Origin of the sequence: Anaerotignum faecicola (assembly GCA_024460105.1) — a bacterium.
In the GTDB taxonomy this organism is placed as follows: domain Bacteria; phylum Bacillota; class Clostridia; order Lachnospirales; family Anaerotignaceae; genus JANFXS01.
This window is the reverse complement of record JANFXS010000001.1, coordinates 496117-514439: the sequence shown is the minus strand read 5'-3', so window position 1 is coordinate 514439 and position 18323 is coordinate 496117. Positions and strand designations below refer to the sequence as shown.

Below are 18323 nucleotides of genomic sequence, written 5' to 3'. Positions count from 1 at the left end.
CAGTAAGTTAAGGAGGCGCTTCTTATGATGGAAGGATTTTTGAACCTTACGGCGGCGGATTATATATATGCCGCTATAACGGCGTTTGTTGCAACGCAGCTTATACTGGTTGTTTCAAAGTTTGTTAAGGTTGTAAAGATAACGGATTCGCCGCAGGGCGGCAGCCGTGAAGCCGACAGGCTTATGGTTATTAAAAAATGCATGGAAATGTTTCCGGAGGCGACAATCAATTTCAGAGGCAAAGTATTTACAAAAGGCATGAAAGTAAGGATCACGACTTTTCAAAAAAGGATAATCGAAGGTGAAATTATAGGCAAAAACGAGATGAACATACTTTGCATTATAGCGGGGCAGCATATTATTGCCCATGAAATGGATAAAATCGAAGACATGACGGAAATGGCTCAATGCACAACTTCAAACAGATAATAAGAATAAGCCTGAGAGGTTATGCCTTTAGGGCTTATTTTTGGGTAAATTGGGAAAAAACGGAATATATTGCGTTATTAATGGTTGTTTGATACAATATATAGAAAATCGGCTGCTTACAAGCGGTATAATATATAAAGATAAAAAAGTTAACGTATATTGACAGGGGGAAAATATATGGGCGTAATTGACACGCTTAAACTTGGGGTTGACATCGGTTCCACGACAGTTAAGGTTGTTGTGGCCGACAGGTTCCAGAAAACGGTTTTTTCGCAGTACAAAAGGCACTTTTCGGAAATAAAGGCGACTTTGCAGGAGCTTTTGGAAAATGCATATAACGCCATAGGCAATGCAAAAGTTACGGCTTTAATGACGGGAAGCGGCGGCGTTTCCATGGCGGAAGCCGTGGGAATGGAATTTATACAGGAAGTTGTCGCAACTGCAAACGCCGTGGCGGCTGTGGCTCCCAAATGCGACGTGGCTATTGAGCTGGGCGGCGAGGACGCAAAAATTATCTATTTCAAAGGCGGCATTGAACAGCGTATGAACGGCGTGTGCGCCGGCGGTACCGGAAGCTTTATAGACCAAATGGCCTCCCTTCTCCAAACGGACGCTTCGGGGCTTAACGAATATGCCAAAAGCCATAAAGTTATATATCCGATAGCAAGCCGCTGCGGGGTTTTTGCAAAGACGGACATACAGCCCCTTATAAATGAAGGGGCTTCAAAGGAAGATTTGGCGGCTTCCATATTCCAGGCCGTTGTAAATCAAACTATAAGCGGCCTTGCATGCGGCAAGCCGATACGCGGAAATGTGGCTTTTCTCGGCGGGCCTCTCCATTTCCTTTCGGAACTTAGGCAGAGATTTATCGAAACTCTTAATTTAACCGATGAAACGACGATCATACCGGAAGGGTCGCATCTTTTTGCCGCTTTCGGCGCGGCTGTAAGCGCATCCGAAAACAGCCCCGAAATGTATTTAAAAACGCTTATCGAAAAGCTTAACGGAGTAGAAGGGCTTCAAATGGAAGTAAGCCGCCTTGATCCGCTTTTTAAGGATGAAGAAGAGTATAATACATTCTGTACGCGCCATGAAAAAGAGAAAGTGGGGCGTGTGGAGCTTTCAAACTACAACGGCGGCGCGTTTTTGGGAATAGACGCGGGAAGCACTACGACAAAGGTTGCGCTTGTTTCCGAAAACGGCGATCTGCTTTACTCATTCTATGCAGGCAATGAAGGAAACCCGCTTAAAGTCGTAATGAAAGCGCTCAACGGTCTTTATGAAAAAATGCCGGAAACAGTTAAAATAAAGAACTCATGCGTAACGGGATACGGAGAGGGCCTTATAAAAGAAGCCTTAATGGTTGATTTAGGATACATAGAAACGGTGGCGCATTATAAAGCGGCGGCATTTTTTAAGCCCGACGTGGATTTTATACTCGATATAGGCGGGCAGGATATGAAATGCATACGAATAAAAGACGGAGTTATTGACAGCGTGCTTTTAAACGAGGCATGTTCTTCCGGGTGCGGTTCGTTTATAGAAACATTTGCAAAAAGCCTTAACTATACTGTCCATGATTTTGCCCAGATTGCCCTCTTTTCCAAAAATCCAATCGATTTAGGCTCAAGGTGCACAGTGTTTATGAACAGCCGCGTTAAGCAGGCGCAGAAGGAAGGGGCCGACGTAAGCGACATTTCCGCCGGCCTTGCCTATTCGGTAATTAAAAACGCCCTTTTAAAAGTTATAAAAATTTCAGATCCCAAAGCTTTGGGCAAAAGCATAGTCGTACAGGGCGGCACGTTTTACAATAACGCAGTTTTAAGAAGCTTTGAGCTTATCAGCGAAAGGGAAGCCGTGCGCCCGGACATTGCGGGCATTATGGGGGCTTTCGGCGCGGGGCTGATAGCGCGTGAAAAGTATGCGGAAGGGTATGAAACGACTCTCATCAGCCGCGATGCCATGAACAGCCTTGTCATAAAGGCTGCAAACGCAAGATGCGGGCTTTGTACAAACAACTGCCTGCTTACAATAAATACTTTTGACGGCGGAAGGCGGTTTATAACGGGGAACCGATGTGAAAAAGGCGAAGGCCGTTCAAAAGCGGGGGCGGATGTGCCGAACCTCTACGAATATAAGAAAAACAGGCTTTTCGGATACGAAAGTCTTGATCCTGACAAAGCAAAGTACGGCGTGATAGGCGTGCCGAGGGCGCTCAATATGTATGAGGATTATCCTTTCTGGCATACTTTTTTAACCGAAATAGGGTTCAGCGTAAAGCTTTCGCCATATTCTTCAAAGTCTATATATGAAGAAGGGATAGAAAGCATACCGAGCGAAAGCGTATGCTATCCGGCAAAACTTGTCCACGGCCATATTATGCATCTTATAAACGAGGGGGTCAGGACGATATTTTATCCGGGAGTTGCATACGAAAGGCCGGATATCAAAAATACGGCCGACTGCTATAACTGCCCTATTGTTGCAAGCTACAGCGAAAATATAAAGAACAATATGGAGGAACTTAAAGAACGCAATATACGTTTTTTAAATCCTTTTATATCCTTCAAATACAAAGACGGACTTGTTAAACGCCTTATAGAAGTTTTCGGCGATTTCGGCATTGATTCGAAAACAATTAAGCGCGCCGTTGAAAAGGGCTTTGCCGAATGGGACCGTTTCAGGGAAGATATGCATAAAAAAGGCGTGGAAACGCTTGAATACATAAAAGAACATAATATGCCGGCCATTGTGCTCGGAGGAAGGCCGTATCATGTGGATCCGGAAGTTAACCACGGCATACCGGAACTTATAACCGGATATAATATTGCCGTTTTGACAGAGGACAGCGTGGCACATTTGGGCAATGTGGAAAGGCCTCTTGTGGTAAGGGATCAATGGATGTACCATTCAAGGCTTTACGAAGCGGCGGCTTTTGTTAAAAAGCAGGAAAATATTGAATATATACAGCTTAACAGTTTCGGCTGCGGCCTTGACGCGGTTACGACCGACGAAGTTAAATCTATACTGAACGCCGCCGGGAAAATATATACGTCGCTTAAAATAGACGAGGTTAACAACCTCGGCGCGGCAAGGATAAGGATACGTTCCCTTATAGCCGCTATTGAGGACAGGCGCGAAAAGGGCATAACAATAAAAGAAGGCGACGCGTCGCTTAAAAGGGTAATATTTACGGAAAAAATGCGCAAGGAGTATACCCTTCTCTGCCCGCAGATGGCCCCTATGCACTTTGATATATTAAAAGAAGCCTTTAACAGCAGCGGCTATAATATAGACGTTATGCCGGATATTGATAAAAGCTCTATTGATACAGGGCTGAGATACGTTAATAACGACGCCTGCTACCCGGCGTTGATAGTTGTAGGCCAGGTTATCAACGCCCTTAAGAGCGGGAAGTATGATTTGAACAAAGTCGCCGTTTTAATGAGCCAGACAGGAGGCGGCTGCCGTGCTTCAAACTATATTGGCTTTATAAGGAAAGCGCTTGAAAATGCGGGAATGGGGCATATACCCGTAGTTTCGGTAAGCGCCGGTGGGCTTGAGAAGAACCCGGGTTGGAAACTTAACCTTGACGTTGCCAATAAGGCGATTCAGGCGTTTGTTTACGGCGACTTGTTTATGCGCGTGCTTTACAGGGTAAGGCCGTATGAGAAGGTTAAGGGCTCTGCAAACATGCTGTATGAGAAATGGAACGAAAAGGTTAAAAAAGATGTGAGGACAGGCAAAAACTATAAGGAAAACATCGAAAATATAGTTAAGGATTTTGACGCCCTCGAAATTACGGACGTTAAAAAGCCGCGAGTAGGCGTCGTAGGGGAAATACTCGTTAAATTTCATCCGACGGCAAATAACGATATAGTAAACCTCCTTGAAAACGAAGGGGCGGAAGCGGTGGTGCCGGATCTTTTGGGCTTCGGGCTTTACAGCGCTTATAACTCCGTACAAAAGCACAAGTATCTCGGAACGAGCCTTTCCGGAAGCGTTATGGGAAAAACCGTTATAGAGCTTCTTGAATATTACAGGAAGCCTATGATTAAGGCCCTTAAAAACAGCAGGCGTTTTATAGCGCCTGAAAGGATAGAAACGCTCGGAAATTTTGCTGAGCCTGTAGTTTCGCTCTGTAATCAGACGGGGGAAGGATGGTTCCTAACCGGAGAAATGATGGAGCTTATACATACCGGCGTGCCGAATATCGTATGTACGCAGCCTTTTGCATGCCTTCCCAACCATGTTGTAGGCAAGGGGGTTATTAAGGAGCTTAAAAGAAGGAACCCTCTTACAAACATAGTGGCTATCGACTATGATCCGGGCGCAAGCGAGGTTAACCAGCTTAACAGGATCAAGCTTATGTTGGCATCGGCAAGGAAAAACCTTGAACTTCAGCAGGAAAACAGGACTGAAATAAGAAAAGATGCGGAGGAAAAATTTTGCCATAGGGGAAACGAACTGGGAGCCCAAATATAAGATTTTGGCAAATATGCAGAAAAAAAGAATGTTAAAAAGCTGTCAGTAGTAAAAATTGCTGTAAAAAAACATGCTTAGTCCCTTGAAAAATGAATATTTTAGCACTTTAAAGCTTTGCATTGTGTAAGCGTAGGTCATACTTTATTATTTTAACCGTTTTTAAGGAAAATATTTAATTTTAACTGTATTGACTTTGCGGCGTATTAGTGATAAATTAGTGAAACAATAAAATATATTTAGCTGTGAAGGAATTAAAGTAGCGTTTTATGGTTACAGCCAAAGAGAGCGCGGCGGCTTGGTGAAAGGCGCGCAGTACATAAAATTGTGAATTTCGGTTTCGGAGCTTCTGTGGGAAACTGCAGCGCAGGCACGCGTTATATGCTTAGAGGCGCTTTACACAGCGTGAATTAAGGTGGTACAACGGCTTTTCGTCCTTTAGGGTGAAAAGCCGTTTTTAGCATATTGGCGGCCATGAAGGAGCATGCGCCACAAAAATACCTTTGCAGCAAAACTTATTATTTTTTAATTCGGAAGGCAGGGGAAATGGAAAATGGACAGCAACAAAGCAGTTAATAATCAGGAGGAAGATATTGAAGCGAAAGCCCAAAGGTTGCTTGAGGAAAAAGAAGCGGAAAACAGGGTCAGAACTTATACGGGGATTTGTGCAAAAGTCCTTACCGTACTTTTTCTTATATGGTCTTTGTTCCAGTTATATGCGAACACGATCGGCGGGTTGAGCGCAATGGATTTAAGGGCGTGGCACATACTGTTCCTGTTTTTATTCACTTTTTTTATTTATCCTACGTTTAAGAAAGAAAAAAAGGAACGGGCTTTTCCTCCGGTTTGGGATATAATACTGATTGGTTTAACGATTTTTGTATTTGGGTACATGATTATAAATTACCCTAAAATAACGCTTAGGGGCGGATATTTGACTCAAATGGATCTTGCAGTAAGCGCGATAGGGATTGCGCTTACTTTCGAGGCGGCAAGAAGGGCGTGCGGAAGCCTTGCCGTACTTGCGCTTGTATTTTTGGCGTATAACTTCCTGGGGCCTTTAATACCGGGGGAACTCGGGCATGTGGGCTTCAGCCTTAAAAGGGTTTTAAGCCACATGTTTTGGGGCAGCCAAGGTATTTTCGGAGTCGGCATAGGCGTAAGCGCAACATACATATTCCTTTTTGTAGTTTTCGGCGCATATCTCAAATACAGCGGCTTCAGCCAGTTTATCAACGATATAGCATTAACCCTCGTAGGGCGTTCGCCGGGCGGGCCCGCAAAAGTAGCCGTGCTTGCAAGCGCGCTTTTGGGAATGATAAACGGAAGCGCAATAGCGAATGTTGCCACAACGGGAACGATTACAATACCGCTTATGAAACAGACCGGCTATAAACCGGAATTTGCGGCGGCTGTCGAGGCGGTAGCCTCAACCGGAGGGCAGTTTGCCCCGCCTATAATGGGCGCCGTAGGTTTTGTTATGGCGGAATTTTTGGGCGTAAGCTATACAAAAGTTATGCTTGCGGCATGTATACCGGCGTTCCTGTACTACCTTACGCTTTTGTTTGCGGTGCATTTTGAAGCTAAAAAGCTCGGGCTTAAAGGGCTTTCAAAGGAAAATATACCAAACGCCGTTAAGGTTCTTAAGGAACGCGGCCATTTGCTTATACCGCTTATTGTGCTTATGGTTATGATGTTTATGGGATATACGCCGCTTTTCGCAGCGGTGTTTGCGACATTTGCAACAGTGGCGGCGTCATGGCTGAGGAAAGACACGAGGATGTATCCTTCAACGATTATCGCCGCAACTGTTGAGGGCGCAAGAGGCGCCGTAAGCGTCGGCGTAAGCTGTGTAATTATAGGTATAATTATAGGTACGGTTTCGCTTACCGGGCTTGGGCTTAATTTCGGATATATTGTTTTAAGGATAGTAGGGGAAAACCAGCTTGTATTGGGCGGCGTTATGGTTATGGTAATGAGCATAATTCTCGGCATGGGCGTTCCGGGGGTTGCGGCGTATGTTATTGTTGCGACGGTGGCCGTTCCGGTCCTTGTCGACGTTGGGGCAATGCCCATGGCGGCGCATATGTTCTGCCTGATATATGCATGCCTTTCAAATATAACGCCTCCGGTTGCAATGAGCAGCTATGTTGCAAGCGGGATTGCCAATTCAAACCAGACTAAAACTTCGCTTATTGCAGTAAAGTTGGGACTTACAGGATTTATACTGCCGTTTTTCTTTCTTGACAATCCGTTGCTTTTGATCGGCACTTCAGAGGCGGGCACGCTTGAGATTGCACAGGCGGTTATAACCGCAAGCCTTGGAGTTATAGCTCTATCGGCGGCCCTTCAGGGAATGCTTTTTGATAAATGCTCGTTTATCGAAAGGGCAATGCTTCTCGTAGCGGCCGTGCTGGCTATAGATCCCAACGGTTTTACGGACTTGATTGCCGTGGGGCTTTTCGCTGTTGTAATTATATTCCAGAGAATTAAAATTGCACGGCGCACTCAAACGGTTTCTTAAACAAAAAATATAAAATATAAAAGGGAGAGATTTTAATGAAGATGAAAAGGGCGTTAAATTTACTTGCCGTCGGCGTTATAGGCGTTTCTATGCTTTCGGGATGTTCCGGCGGAGATTCCGGGGCGGCGGACGGACAGACGGCGAATGACGGCGTCGTTTCAATTAATTTCCCGACGGCAGCCACAACGGGAGCGGTTTATCCGATGGGAAGCGCCATAGCGAACCTTTGGAACAATAATGTTGAAGGCGTGAGGGTCAGCGCCCAAGCTTCAAACGGAGGCGTAGACAACCTTAATATGATTGCGGACGGAGAGGCTCAAATGGGCGTTGCTGTTACAAGCATTATGTATGAATCATATAACGGCACAGGGACGTTTGAAGGCAGGCCGAACGATAAGCTCAGAGTGCTTGCGGGGCTTTACTATAACCCTAATCAGGTTGTTGTAACCGAAGAAAGCGGGATTGAAAGCCTTGAGGATCTTAAAGGGTCAAATTTTGCGCCGGGTTCGGCAGGCGGAACAAGTGAAGTTGAAACAAGAATACATTTAACCGCTCTCGGCATGAATTACCCGGACGATATTAAAGCTCAGTATGTGGGCTTCACGGAAGCTACAGACCTTATGAGGAACAAACAGATTGACGGGGCATGGATAATGGCGGGGACGCCTACGGCGGCCGTAACGGAAATACTTTCAACAGCGGGCGGCAGGCTTGTGCCTATGGACGCGTCGCTGATTGAAAAACTGAAAGGCGAATATCCATGGTATGCGGAATACACAATCCCCGCCGGAACATACGACGGTCAGGACGGGGACATACTTACGTCCGCGATAAAAATGACAATCTGTACAACAAGCGATCTTGATGAAGAAACGGCATACCAGCTTACAAAAACATTCTGGGAAAATGTCGATACTCTAGCTGAAACGTCAAGCGTGCTTTCAAAATGCTCTGTTGAAGAAGCGGTTACAGACCTTGCGGGACTGCCTATTCATCCGGGCGCCGAAAGATATTATAAGGAAATCGGCGTATTGGAATAATAAAAACTAAATTTCAGCGTACTGTTTTCAGGCAGTACGCTTTTGAAGCGTTAAGGAGGAAAAGATATGCCTAAGATTGGACTTACGGGCGTTTATTTTGACGGGGCTAAAAAAGCCCTCATCGAGAATGTGCCGGAAGGTTTTGAAATAGAATTTATAAACGGAAAAGAAGAATATAATAAACTTAAAGACGTTGAATATATCATAAACCGCCTTGCCGTTGATTCCGAAATATTTACGGCGGCTAAAAATCTTAAACTGCTTCAAAAGTGGGGAGCCGGATTTGACGACTGCGATATAAAGCTTGCGGGAAGTCTCGGAATAACCGTGGCGAACTGCCCGGGAGTTAATTCCCGCCCTGTTGCCGAGCTTGCCGTTATGCATATGCTGAGCGTTTACAGGAACCTTATTGCAATAAACAGGAATCTGACAAAAGGGATATGGCCAAAAAGCGAATTTTTCGGGCGTTCTTATATGATAAACGGGAAAACGGTAGGCATAATCGGCCTCGGCAACATAGGGAGCAAAGTTGCCGAAATTTTGACCGGGGGATTCGGGGCCGACGTGCAGTATTATGATATTGAAAGAAAACCTTGGCTCGAGGAAAAATACGGATGTAAATTTGTGACATTTGAAGATATTTTGAGAACGAGCGACATTATAACTGTCCATGTTCCGCAAAAAGAAGATACAATAGGCATGATTGGAAAAAATGAGTTTGAAAAGATGAAAAAAACCGCTATAATTATAAATACGGCAAGAGGGCCTATTGTTGAGGAAAGCGCGCTTATAAACGCCCTTGAATCCGGTAGGATACTGGGGGCCGGGGTAGATAACTTCAATAAAGAGCCGGTGGGCGCGGATCACCCGCTTCTTCATATGGCAAACGTTTCGGCAACGGCCCATGCAGGCGGCAACACCGCCGACAATGATATTAATATGGTTAAATACTGCTACGGCAATATTGTTAAATTCCACAACGGGCAGCCTTTTAATTCGCCGAAGGATTTAATAAACGGGCAGTATCTCGTTAAGAAGTGAAAATAAGCCGTTTTGCGGTTTGCATATAATTTCGGCGAAAATAGGTTAAGCGCCTTGGCCTTGCATAAATAACAATGCCGCGCGGGAGGGGTTGTCCCGGCGGCATAATCTAAGGAAGGGGTGCGTTTAACGATGAGTATTAAACGCACTTTATTTGGGGTTGTATAATTAGATACGCGTCAGTTTTAAAATTGTCTGCAAAAATACAGAATAATTAAAAACTTTTTTCAAACTATTTAAGCGGGGTTAATAAGTCTAGTCTTGTAGGGATATGGGGGCTTTGCAGTGAAAACAACTTCAATGACGGAAGGGAATATATTGAAGCAGATACTGCTTTTTACGTTTCCGCTTCTGTTAGGCAACATTTTTCAGCAGCTTTATAATACGGTAGACGTTATAGTCGTAGGCCGTTATGTCGGAAAAGAGGCTTTGGCGGCCGTAGGAGCTTCGTCGCCGATTATAACGATGCTTGTCGGTTTTTTTACGGGACTTTCCACAGGCGCAAGCGCGGTAATAGCGCAGTTTTACGGTTCCGGCGACGTTATCAAGCTGCGCCGTGCAATACACACGTCGTTTTTTCTGACCATTATACTCAGCGTACTTTTTACAATAATAGGCGTTTTGGGCTCGCCGTATATTTTGGAGCTTATAGATGTGCCGCCGGAGGTTTTTACGGACGCTGTGGTTTACCTTAGGATATACTTTTTCGGAATTGCCGGAGTGCTGATTTATAACATGACGGCGGCTGTATTGAGGGCTGTCGGCGATTCTAAAAGGCCGCTTTATTTTTTGTGTTTCGCATCGCTTTTGAACGTTGTGCTGGATATAGTTTTTGTCGTAGTGTTAGGCATGGGAATTTCAGGCGTTGCATGGGCCACGTTCATATCCCAGGCGCTTTCGGCGGCTTTGTGCGTTATTCTGCTTATTAAAACAGACGGCCTTGTCCTGAAAGAAATAAAAAATACTCCGGAAATCTCGAGGATGATACTGGCTATAGGTTTCCCGGGGGGATTACAGCAGCTTGTAACGGCTTTTTCAAACGTAATGGTACAGGCGTATATTAACCAGTTCGGCGCGGCGGCGATAGCCGGATACAGCGCATACCTTAAAATAGACAGTTTTTATATTCTGCCCATGCAGAGTATATCGTTGGCGCTTGTAACGTATGTTGGGCAGAACGCCGGGGCCGGAAAAATACGGCGCGCACGGGAAGGGGTTAAAATATCGGCTGTAATCGCGGTTATATTTAATATTTCCACATGCGTGCTTGCGCTTATGTTCGGGGCTCAGATCCTTTCTATTTTTTCTCCCGACCCTGAGGTTATAGAGTACGGCAATATATGTATAAAAATGCTGATGCCGCTTTATTTTACGCTTACGATTGCTCTTGTTTATGCGGGCGCTATGCGCGGTTTCGGAGAGGCCGTTGTTCCTATGATGGTAATGATAGGCGGATTTGTAGTTTTGCGCCAGATTTATCTTTTTGCAGTTTCAAAAATAGATTTTTCCTTTGCAATGGTTCAGGTATGCTATCCGTTTACATGGGTGTTTACGGCAATTTTTATGTATGCGTTTTATAAAAAGGGAAAATGGTCTAAAAAATTTAATCAAATAGAGGAAAAAGAGGAAATTCTTGGAAAAAACTGATATTAAAGGAATATTGTGACATTAATGCCGCCGGCAGTTCCGGCGGCATTTTAGGTTTCAAATTTGTTTTTGCAGAGCGTCAAACAGCGGTAAAAAGAAAACAGCGGCAAACAGTGAAAAATTCCGCATCAGGCTCAAAATAGGGGCCTATTTGTTAAAAACATTTTTTATACTGCCGTTTTGAACTGTGAGCGGGAGCAAAATCATGTATAGAGTTAACACGGATAAATACAGCAGTTTCCGTTTTTGTATAAAAAGCCGTGAGGGCAAAGTTATTTAACAAATGATAATTGCTTTTAAGCATATGTTTTTGAATCGGCGTTATCGGTTCAGGACCGATGCGGAGTTGCCGTATAATATGAAATTATGTATTTTTACATTGTTCATGCTTTCTGCCTTTTTCTCCGATTATAAGGCCTATAAGCGCAAGCGCAACTCCGGCCGCCGAAAGGGGCGTTATTTTTTCACCCAGTATTGCCGCGCTTGTTATAACTGTTATAACAGGTGAAGCGTATATATACATGCTTGCTTTTAAGGGGCCTATTAAATTGACTGCCCTGCTCCACAGCACAAAGCACAGCGCGGATGCGCCGAAGCCAAGGTACAGAAGTTTTGGAAGTATATCAAGATTCAAAATGATTTTAATATCCGGGCTGAAGTCCATTATAAAAAGCGCCGGTATCATAAATATAAGCCCTATCATAAACACAAAACGGGTAGTTTCGATTGAACCGTACCCGCGTGAACTTATGGCGTTAAGCGCAACAGTATAGACTGCCCATGCCGCCGCCGCGGCGAGGGCAAGCAGATCGCCTATAGGATTAAGCTTAAATTCAGAAACGCCGTTATAACTTAAAATTGCTATTCCAGTTATTGCGGCGACAAATCCGATAAAAAAATTTACGTTAAGCTTCTCGTTTTTTAGTACAAGGCATGATATAATGGCTGTAAAAAATGGCACGACTGAAACTATAGTGCCTACGTTTGAAGCAAGAGTATATGTCAAAGCTATATTTTCCAAAAGGAAATAGAGGGTTATGCCGGATATTCCGGCGCATATGAAAAGCCATTTTGAAACGCTGTCTTTTAGTTTCGGAATTCTGGGAGAAATAACCGAAAGCGCGGCAAATCCCAGTGCAAAACGTATAAAAAGAATTTCAATCGGGGTAAGTTCTTTTAACAGCAGTTTAGTTGAAATAAAAGTAGTGCCCCATACAAGTACGCAGAGAAATGCGAAAAAGTGGCCTTTTGCCGTACGGTTGCTCATAATATACCTTCCTTTGCAAATAATATTTTCTGTATATAATATATCCGGATAAAAATTTTTTCAAGAATTATATGCAAATTTTTACTTTAAACGCCGTTTTATATATTTTGCCCTATGTACACGCTCCGTTTGATTATAAACGGGCAGGAAAATGAGGGCGGGCGTTTGTGATATACTCAGAGAAGGGGGCCGGAAAATGGAACCGGGATTATTAAATTTTACACATCTTCATGTACATACTGAATACAGCCTTCTTGACGGCTCGGCAAAGATAAAGGAACTTGTCGCCCGAGTGAAGGAGCTAGGCATGGACAGTATCGCCATAACGGATCACGGCGCGATGTACGGGGCGGTTGAATTTTACAAAGCGGCCAAGGAAGCGGGGGTTAAACCCATAATAGGCTGTGAGGTTTATGTCGCTCCCGAAAGCCGTTTTATAAAGGATAATTCACGTGGGGGGATATATTATCACCTCGTGCTTTTGGCTGAAACAAACGAGGGGTATCAAAACCTTATAAAACTTGTGTCATACGGTTTTCTTGAAGGTTTTTATTACAAGCCTAGGGTTGATTTGGAGCTTTTGAGGAAGTATGCCAAAGGCCTTATCGCCGGAAGCGCATGCCTTGCGGGGCCCGTTGCAAGGGCAATACTTACCGAAGGATACGAAAAAGCGAAGGAAACGGCGCTTTTATATGACAGTATATTCGGAAGGGGAAACTTTTTTCTTGAGCTTCAGGACCACGGCATAAAGGAGCAGAAAATTGTCAACGAGCAGCTCATCAGGATACATGAAGAAACAGGAATACCTATGATTGCCACAAACGACAGCCATTATATTTACAAAGAGGATGCGGCCCCGCACGATATACTGCTTTGTATACAGACCGGCAAAACCGTTAACGATGAAAACAGGATGCGTTACGAAGGCGGGCAGTTTTACGTTAAAAGCCCTGAAGAGATGTACGCGCTTTTTCCGTACGCCAAAGAAGCGTTGGAGAACACGTATAAAATAGCCCAAAGATGTAATGTGGAATTTACTTTCCACGACCTTAAACTTCCGAAATTCGACGTGCCGGACGGCGGGGATGCGGCCGGGTATTTGCGAAGGCTTTGCCGAGCCGGTTTTGAAAAAAGGTATCCCAACGCCGATACGGAGCTGAGGGAAAGGCTTGAATATGAACTTGACACAATAGAAAATATGGGGTATGTCGACTATTTCCTTATAGTCTGGGATTTTATACGATATGCTAAGGAAAACGGAATTATAGTAGGTCCCGGCAGGGGAAGCGCGGCGGGAAGCGTTGTAAGCTACTGCCTGGACATAACAACTATAGATCCGGTAAAGTATAACCTTATTTTTGAGCGTTTCCTAAATCCCGAACGTGTTTCAATGCCCGATATAGACGTTGACTTTTGCTATGAAAGGCGTCAGGAGGTTATCGATTATGTAATAGGCAAGTACGGCGAGGATCATGTTTCCCAGATAATAACATTCGGAACCCTTGCCGCGAGGGCGGCTATTAAAGACGTCGGACGGGCTTTGGCCATGCCTTATGCGGATGTTGACCGTGTTTCAAAAATGATACCTTTTGAACTTAATATAACCATAGACAAGGCGCTTGAAAAAAATCCGGAACTTAAAAGCCTGTATGACGGCGACGAACAGGCAAGGTTTCTGATAGATACAAGCCGACGCCTCGAAGGGCTGCCGCGGCATGCTTCTACACATGCGGCAGGCGTCGTAATCTGCCGCGAGCCGGTAATGGAATATGTTCCGCTCAACTCCAACGACGGAGCTGTCACAACGCAGTATACAATGACTATACTGGAAGAACTTGGCATACTTAAAATGGACTTTCTGGGGCTTAGGACGCTTACCGTTATACAGAATGCAGTTAATGAAATAAAACGTATCCACGGAATTGAAATTGATATAGATCATCTTCCGGACGACGATCAGAAGGTTTACGAGCTGATACGGCAGGGGAAAACGGAAGGCGTGTTCCAGCTTGAAAGCCCCGGCATGAAATCCTTTATGAAGGAACTTTTGCCTACGCGTCTGGAGGATTTAATAGCGGGCATTTCGCTTTACCGTCCGGGGCCGATGGAGTTTATACCGAAATATGTTAAAGGGAAAAACAGCGGAAAGAATGTGCAGTATACTCATCCCGCCCTTGAAAGTATACTTGAACCGACATACGGGTGTATAGTGTATCAGGAACAGGTTATGCAGATAGTCAGGGATTTGGCAGGATACAGCCTGGGCAGGAGCGATCTTGTGCGACGCGCCATGAGCAAAAAGAAAGCGTCCGTAATGGCCGAGGAGAGGAAAAACTTTGTTTACGGCATTGAAGGTGAAGTTCCGGGGTGCGTTAAAAACGGTATTCCGGCTGATGTGGCGGAAAAAATATTTGACGAAATGACGGATTTTGCAAAATATGCATTCAATAAGAGCCACGCCGCCTGCTATGCCGTTGTCGGCTATCAGACCGCATGGCTTAAAACGTACTATCCCGTAGAATTTATGGCGGCGCTTATGACAAGCGTTATGGATAATTCAACGAAAGTTTCCGAATATATAGTTGAATGTAAAAAAATGGGGATAGGTCTTTTGCCTCCCGATATAAACGAGGGATTTAAGGAATTTTCCGTTTCCGGCGGGAAAATACGTTTCGGCCTTGCGGCGATAAAAAGCGTCGGTCGTGGAGCTATAGACGCTATTGTAAACGAAAGGGAGAAAAACGGCGCGTTTAAAAGCCTTACCGACTTCCTCAAGAGAATGGACGGGCGCGATATTAACAAACGTGCTGTTGAAAGCTTTATAAAGGCCGGGGCTTTCGACGGATTCGGCGGCGCGAGGAGCCAGTATATGGCAAACTATAAAAGTGTGCTTGACGGTATATCCAATGCGAGGAAAAACAACATAGAAGGCCAGATAGACCTTTTTTCTTTCGGTATGGACGGAGAAGTTAAAGAAGAAAGCTCAGACGATGATTTTATGCCTATGGAGGAATATTCCCAAAGAGACAGGCTTGATATGGAAAAAGAAGTTCTCGGAATATATGTAAGCGGACATCCCCTTGCGGAATATGAAGAACGTCTCAGCCGCCGCGTAAGCGTAAATACCATAAACTTCATGGCCGGGGAAAACGGGGAAGAAAATCCCGACCGTGTGAAAGACGGCCAAAAAGTTACGGCCGGCGGCCTTATAGCGGATAAAACGATAAAATATACAAAGAATAATAAAGTTATGGCGTTTGTGCAGCTTGAGGATATGTACGGTAGCGTTGAAGTAGTTGTATTCCCAAACGTATATAATAAGTATATAGGGCTTTTAAATATTGGAAACGTCATACTTGCAGAGGGATCGGCGCAGATTTCAGAAGGCGAGGACGGAAAGCTTATGGCCGATAAGATAATGGATTTAAACGGCGAAGAAAAACCGAAGAACGATCCGTGGAGCAAAACGCTTTTTCTCAGGGCTGAAAACGGGAGCCAAATAGAGAGCTTAGCCCCTTTGCTTAAAAAGTACGGCGGCAATATACCCGTAAGGATACGGAATTTGGAAACTGGACAGATGCTGGGAACTCCGAAAAGCAGTTGGGTAGACGGCAGCGACGGACTTTTGCGCGAATTAAAGGATATAATCGGTGAAAACAACGTAGTTTTAAAAGGACGTCAGTAAATATTTGTATTTTGATTTGCCATAAATTGTATGTATGTGGTATCCTTATGGTGAAAAAATTAAATTAAGCGGAAGTATGCCGCGTATTGGCGTCATTTTGATTTTTGTTTATGACGTATATTCCGCCTGACATGTATACAGGCGGAATTACTGTAAAATATGCGCGCTTTTTGCGCGGCGGGAAAAGGTTTCGCGCACCGGACGTTATCGGCCGTTTCCCGCTTACTGTTCTGAATATTATAATGAGGTGGTATAAAAATGAGAAGAACAAAAATAGTATGTACCCTCGGCCCGGCGTCAAACACGAAAGAGAAGATCAAAGAACTCATAGAAAACGGCATGGATGCGGCAAGGATCAACTTTTCCCACGGGGACTATGATTCCCATGGCCAAACGATTAACAACCTTAAAGAGGCAAGGGAAGAACTTAACGCTCCGATACCTCTTATACTTGATACCAAGGGGCCTGAAATAAGAATTAAAAAATTTGCAAAATCAAAAGTATACCTTGAAAGCGGAAGTACTTTTACACTTACTACAAGAGATGTAGAGGGCGACGGAAACATAGTCGGCGTAACCTACAAAGATCTACCGAAAGACCTTAAAAAAGGCAGCCGCGTACTTTTGGACGACGGCCTTTTGGAGCTTAAAGTTACTGGCCTCAGCGAAACGGACGTTGAATGTGAAGTTATAAACGGAGGTTTTTTAAGTTCAAATAAGGGCGTCAACATACCGGACGTATATGTAAATCTGCCTTCTTTAACGGAAAGGGATATTGAAGATATTAAATTCGGCGTAAAAATGGGATTTGATTATATTGCGGCTTCATTTATAAGAAGCGCGAAAGACGTCCTTAAAATAAGGCGAGTCCTTGAAGAAAACGGGGGCGGGGATATATTTATAATCGCCAAAATCGAAAACAGGGAAGGCGTTAACAATATTGACGAGATACTGGCTGTTTCAGACGGCATAATGGTTGCCCGCGGGGATCTCGGAGTCGAAATACCTATAGAAGAAGTGCCGCTTGTGCAGAAAGAGCTTATTAAAAAAGCAAACGCCGTATGCAAGCCTGTTATAACGGCTACGCAGATGCTTGAAAGCATGGCGTCAAATCCGCGTCCGACAAGGGCGGAAGCCAACGACGTTGCAAACGCCATATTTGACGGAAGCGACGCTATAATGCTTTCGGGAGAAACGGCGTCCGGAAAGTACCCTGTGGAAAGCGTATCGACAATGGCGCGTATAGCCGTTACTACGGAAGGAAGTATAAATTATATAAAGAGGCTCCACCAGCAGTTTTACCCAGAACAAACCAACATCACAAACGCCATAAGCTATGCGGCCTGCACAACGGCGGCCGAACTTAAAACGGCGTGTATATCTACGGTTACGAAAAGCGGTTTCACGGCAAGAATGATATCGAAATTCAAGCCGACATGCCCTATCGCGGCAAGTTCTTTCAATGAAAGGGTGTGGAGGCAGTTAAATCTTGTCTGGGGATGCCGCCCTGTGCTTCTTGAAAGGATACTTGACGACGGCAAAGTTTTTGAGCTTGCAATGGAAACTGCCGTAAAAAGCGGCCTTGCCGTTAACGGCGATACTGTCGTAATTGCCGTTGGCGTTCCTGTCGGCGTTTCGGGTTCCACAAATACAATGCGCGTTGAGATAGTGGGCGACGTTATTTGCAAGGGAACGGGAATAGGCGGAAAATCGGCGTCGGGACAGGCGACAGTTATTAAGGTTATCGACGAGGCGCTTAAAAAGTTTAAAAAAGGCGACGTGCTTGTAACGCCGTATACCACAAACGATCTCCTTCCGTTTGCAAAGCAGGCAAGCGCTATAGTTGTCGGACCTATGGATCAGGTTGAAGGCAGCCATGCGGAAATAATCGCCCATGCCCTCGACGTTCCTGTGGTTATATGCAACAGTTGCGTAACCGATTTGATTAAAAACGGCACGTTTATATCGGTTGATGCGGAAAAGGGCTTCGTTTATGCAGGTATGCCGAAAGATATGCAGTAATGTTTTTTAAAACATGGGGGGATTTTTATGGATAAATACAGATGCATTGTTTGCGGATATGTTTATGATCCGGCTGTCGGCGATAAGACGCAGGACATTTTGCCCGGCGTAACCTTTGATGAATTGCCCGAGGACTGGATCTGCCCGATGTGCGAAGTTGATAAGACGGATTTTGAGAAAATTTAG

Annotated in this window: 10 protein-coding genes; 9 read left to right on the top strand and 1 reads right to left on the bottom strand. The window is 44.7% G+C overall.

The window, feature by feature from the left end; translation table 11 throughout:
- Positions 1–24: 24 nt before the first annotated feature.
- The 6 genes from NE664_02215 to NE664_02190 all read left to right on the top strand — a co-directional run bounded on the left by NE664_02215 (position 25) and on the right by NE664_02190 (position 11163).
- Positions 25–429 carry a hypothetical protein gene (locus tag NE664_02215; GenBank protein ID MCQ4725477.1) on the top strand — a complete coding sequence of 135 codons (405 nt, stop codon included), beginning with the start codon at positions 25–27 and terminating at the stop codon, positions 427–429.
- 177 nt (positions 430–606) lie between these two features.
- Positions 607–4914 carry a 2-hydroxyacyl-CoA dehydratase gene (locus NE664_02210; protein ID MCQ4725476.1) on the top strand — a complete coding sequence of 1436 codons (4308 nt, stop codon included), beginning with the start codon at positions 607–609 and terminating at the stop codon, positions 4912–4914.
- A gap of 550 nt (positions 4915–5464) precedes the next feature.
- Positions 5465–7435, top strand: a complete 1971-nt coding sequence (locus tag NE664_02205) for a TRAP transporter permease (protein MCQ4725475.1) — start codon at positions 5465–5467, stop codon at positions 7433–7435.
- A gap of 35 nt (positions 7436–7470) precedes the next feature.
- Positions 7471–8475: a TAXI family TRAP transporter solute-binding subunit gene (locus NE664_02200; GenBank protein MCQ4725474.1), complete on the top strand. Its 1005-nt coding sequence runs from the start codon at positions 7471–7473 to the stop codon at positions 8473–8475.
- Between the two features lie 66 nt (positions 8476–8541).
- Entirely contained in the window at positions 8542–9516 is a 975-nt protein-coding gene (locus NE664_02195; protein MCQ4725473.1) for a 2-hydroxyacid dehydrogenase, read from the top strand.
- Between the two features lie 285 nt (positions 9517–9801).
- Positions 9802–11163 carry an MATE family efflux transporter gene (locus NE664_02190; protein MCQ4725472.1) on the top strand — a complete coding sequence of 454 codons (1362 nt, stop codon included), beginning with the start codon at positions 9802–9804 and terminating at the stop codon, positions 11161–11163.
- 364 nt (positions 11164–11527) lie between these two features.
- On the opposite strand, the gene NE664_02185 is transcribed toward NE664_02190, so the two are convergent.
- The gene (locus NE664_02185) at positions 11528–12430 is read right to left on the bottom strand and encodes a DMT family transporter (protein MCQ4725471.1); all 903 of its coding nucleotides are present in this window, start codon (positions 12428–12430) and stop codon (positions 11528–11530) included.
- Between the two features lie 196 nt (positions 12431–12626).
- On the opposite strand from NE664_02185, the gene NE664_02180 reads away from it, so the two are divergent.
- The 3 genes from NE664_02180 to NE664_02170 all read left to right on the top strand — a co-directional run bounded on the left by NE664_02180 (position 12627) and on the right by NE664_02170 (position 18323).
- Positions 12627–16115 carry a DNA polymerase III subunit alpha gene (locus tag NE664_02180; GenBank protein ID MCQ4725470.1) on the top strand — a complete coding sequence of 1163 codons (3489 nt, stop codon included), beginning with the start codon at positions 12627–12629 and terminating at the stop codon, positions 16113–16115.
- Positions 16116–16373: 258 nt separating this feature from the next.
- Complete coding sequence (gene pyk / locus NE664_02175) at positions 16374–18137, top strand: pyruvate kinase (GenBank protein ID MCQ4725469.1); 1764 nt, start codon at positions 16374–16376, stop codon at positions 18135–18137.
- A gap of 27 nt (positions 18138–18164) precedes the next feature.
- Complete coding sequence (locus NE664_02170) at positions 18165–18323, top strand: rubredoxin (GenBank protein ID MCQ4725468.1); 159 nt, start codon at positions 18165–18167, stop codon at positions 18321–18323.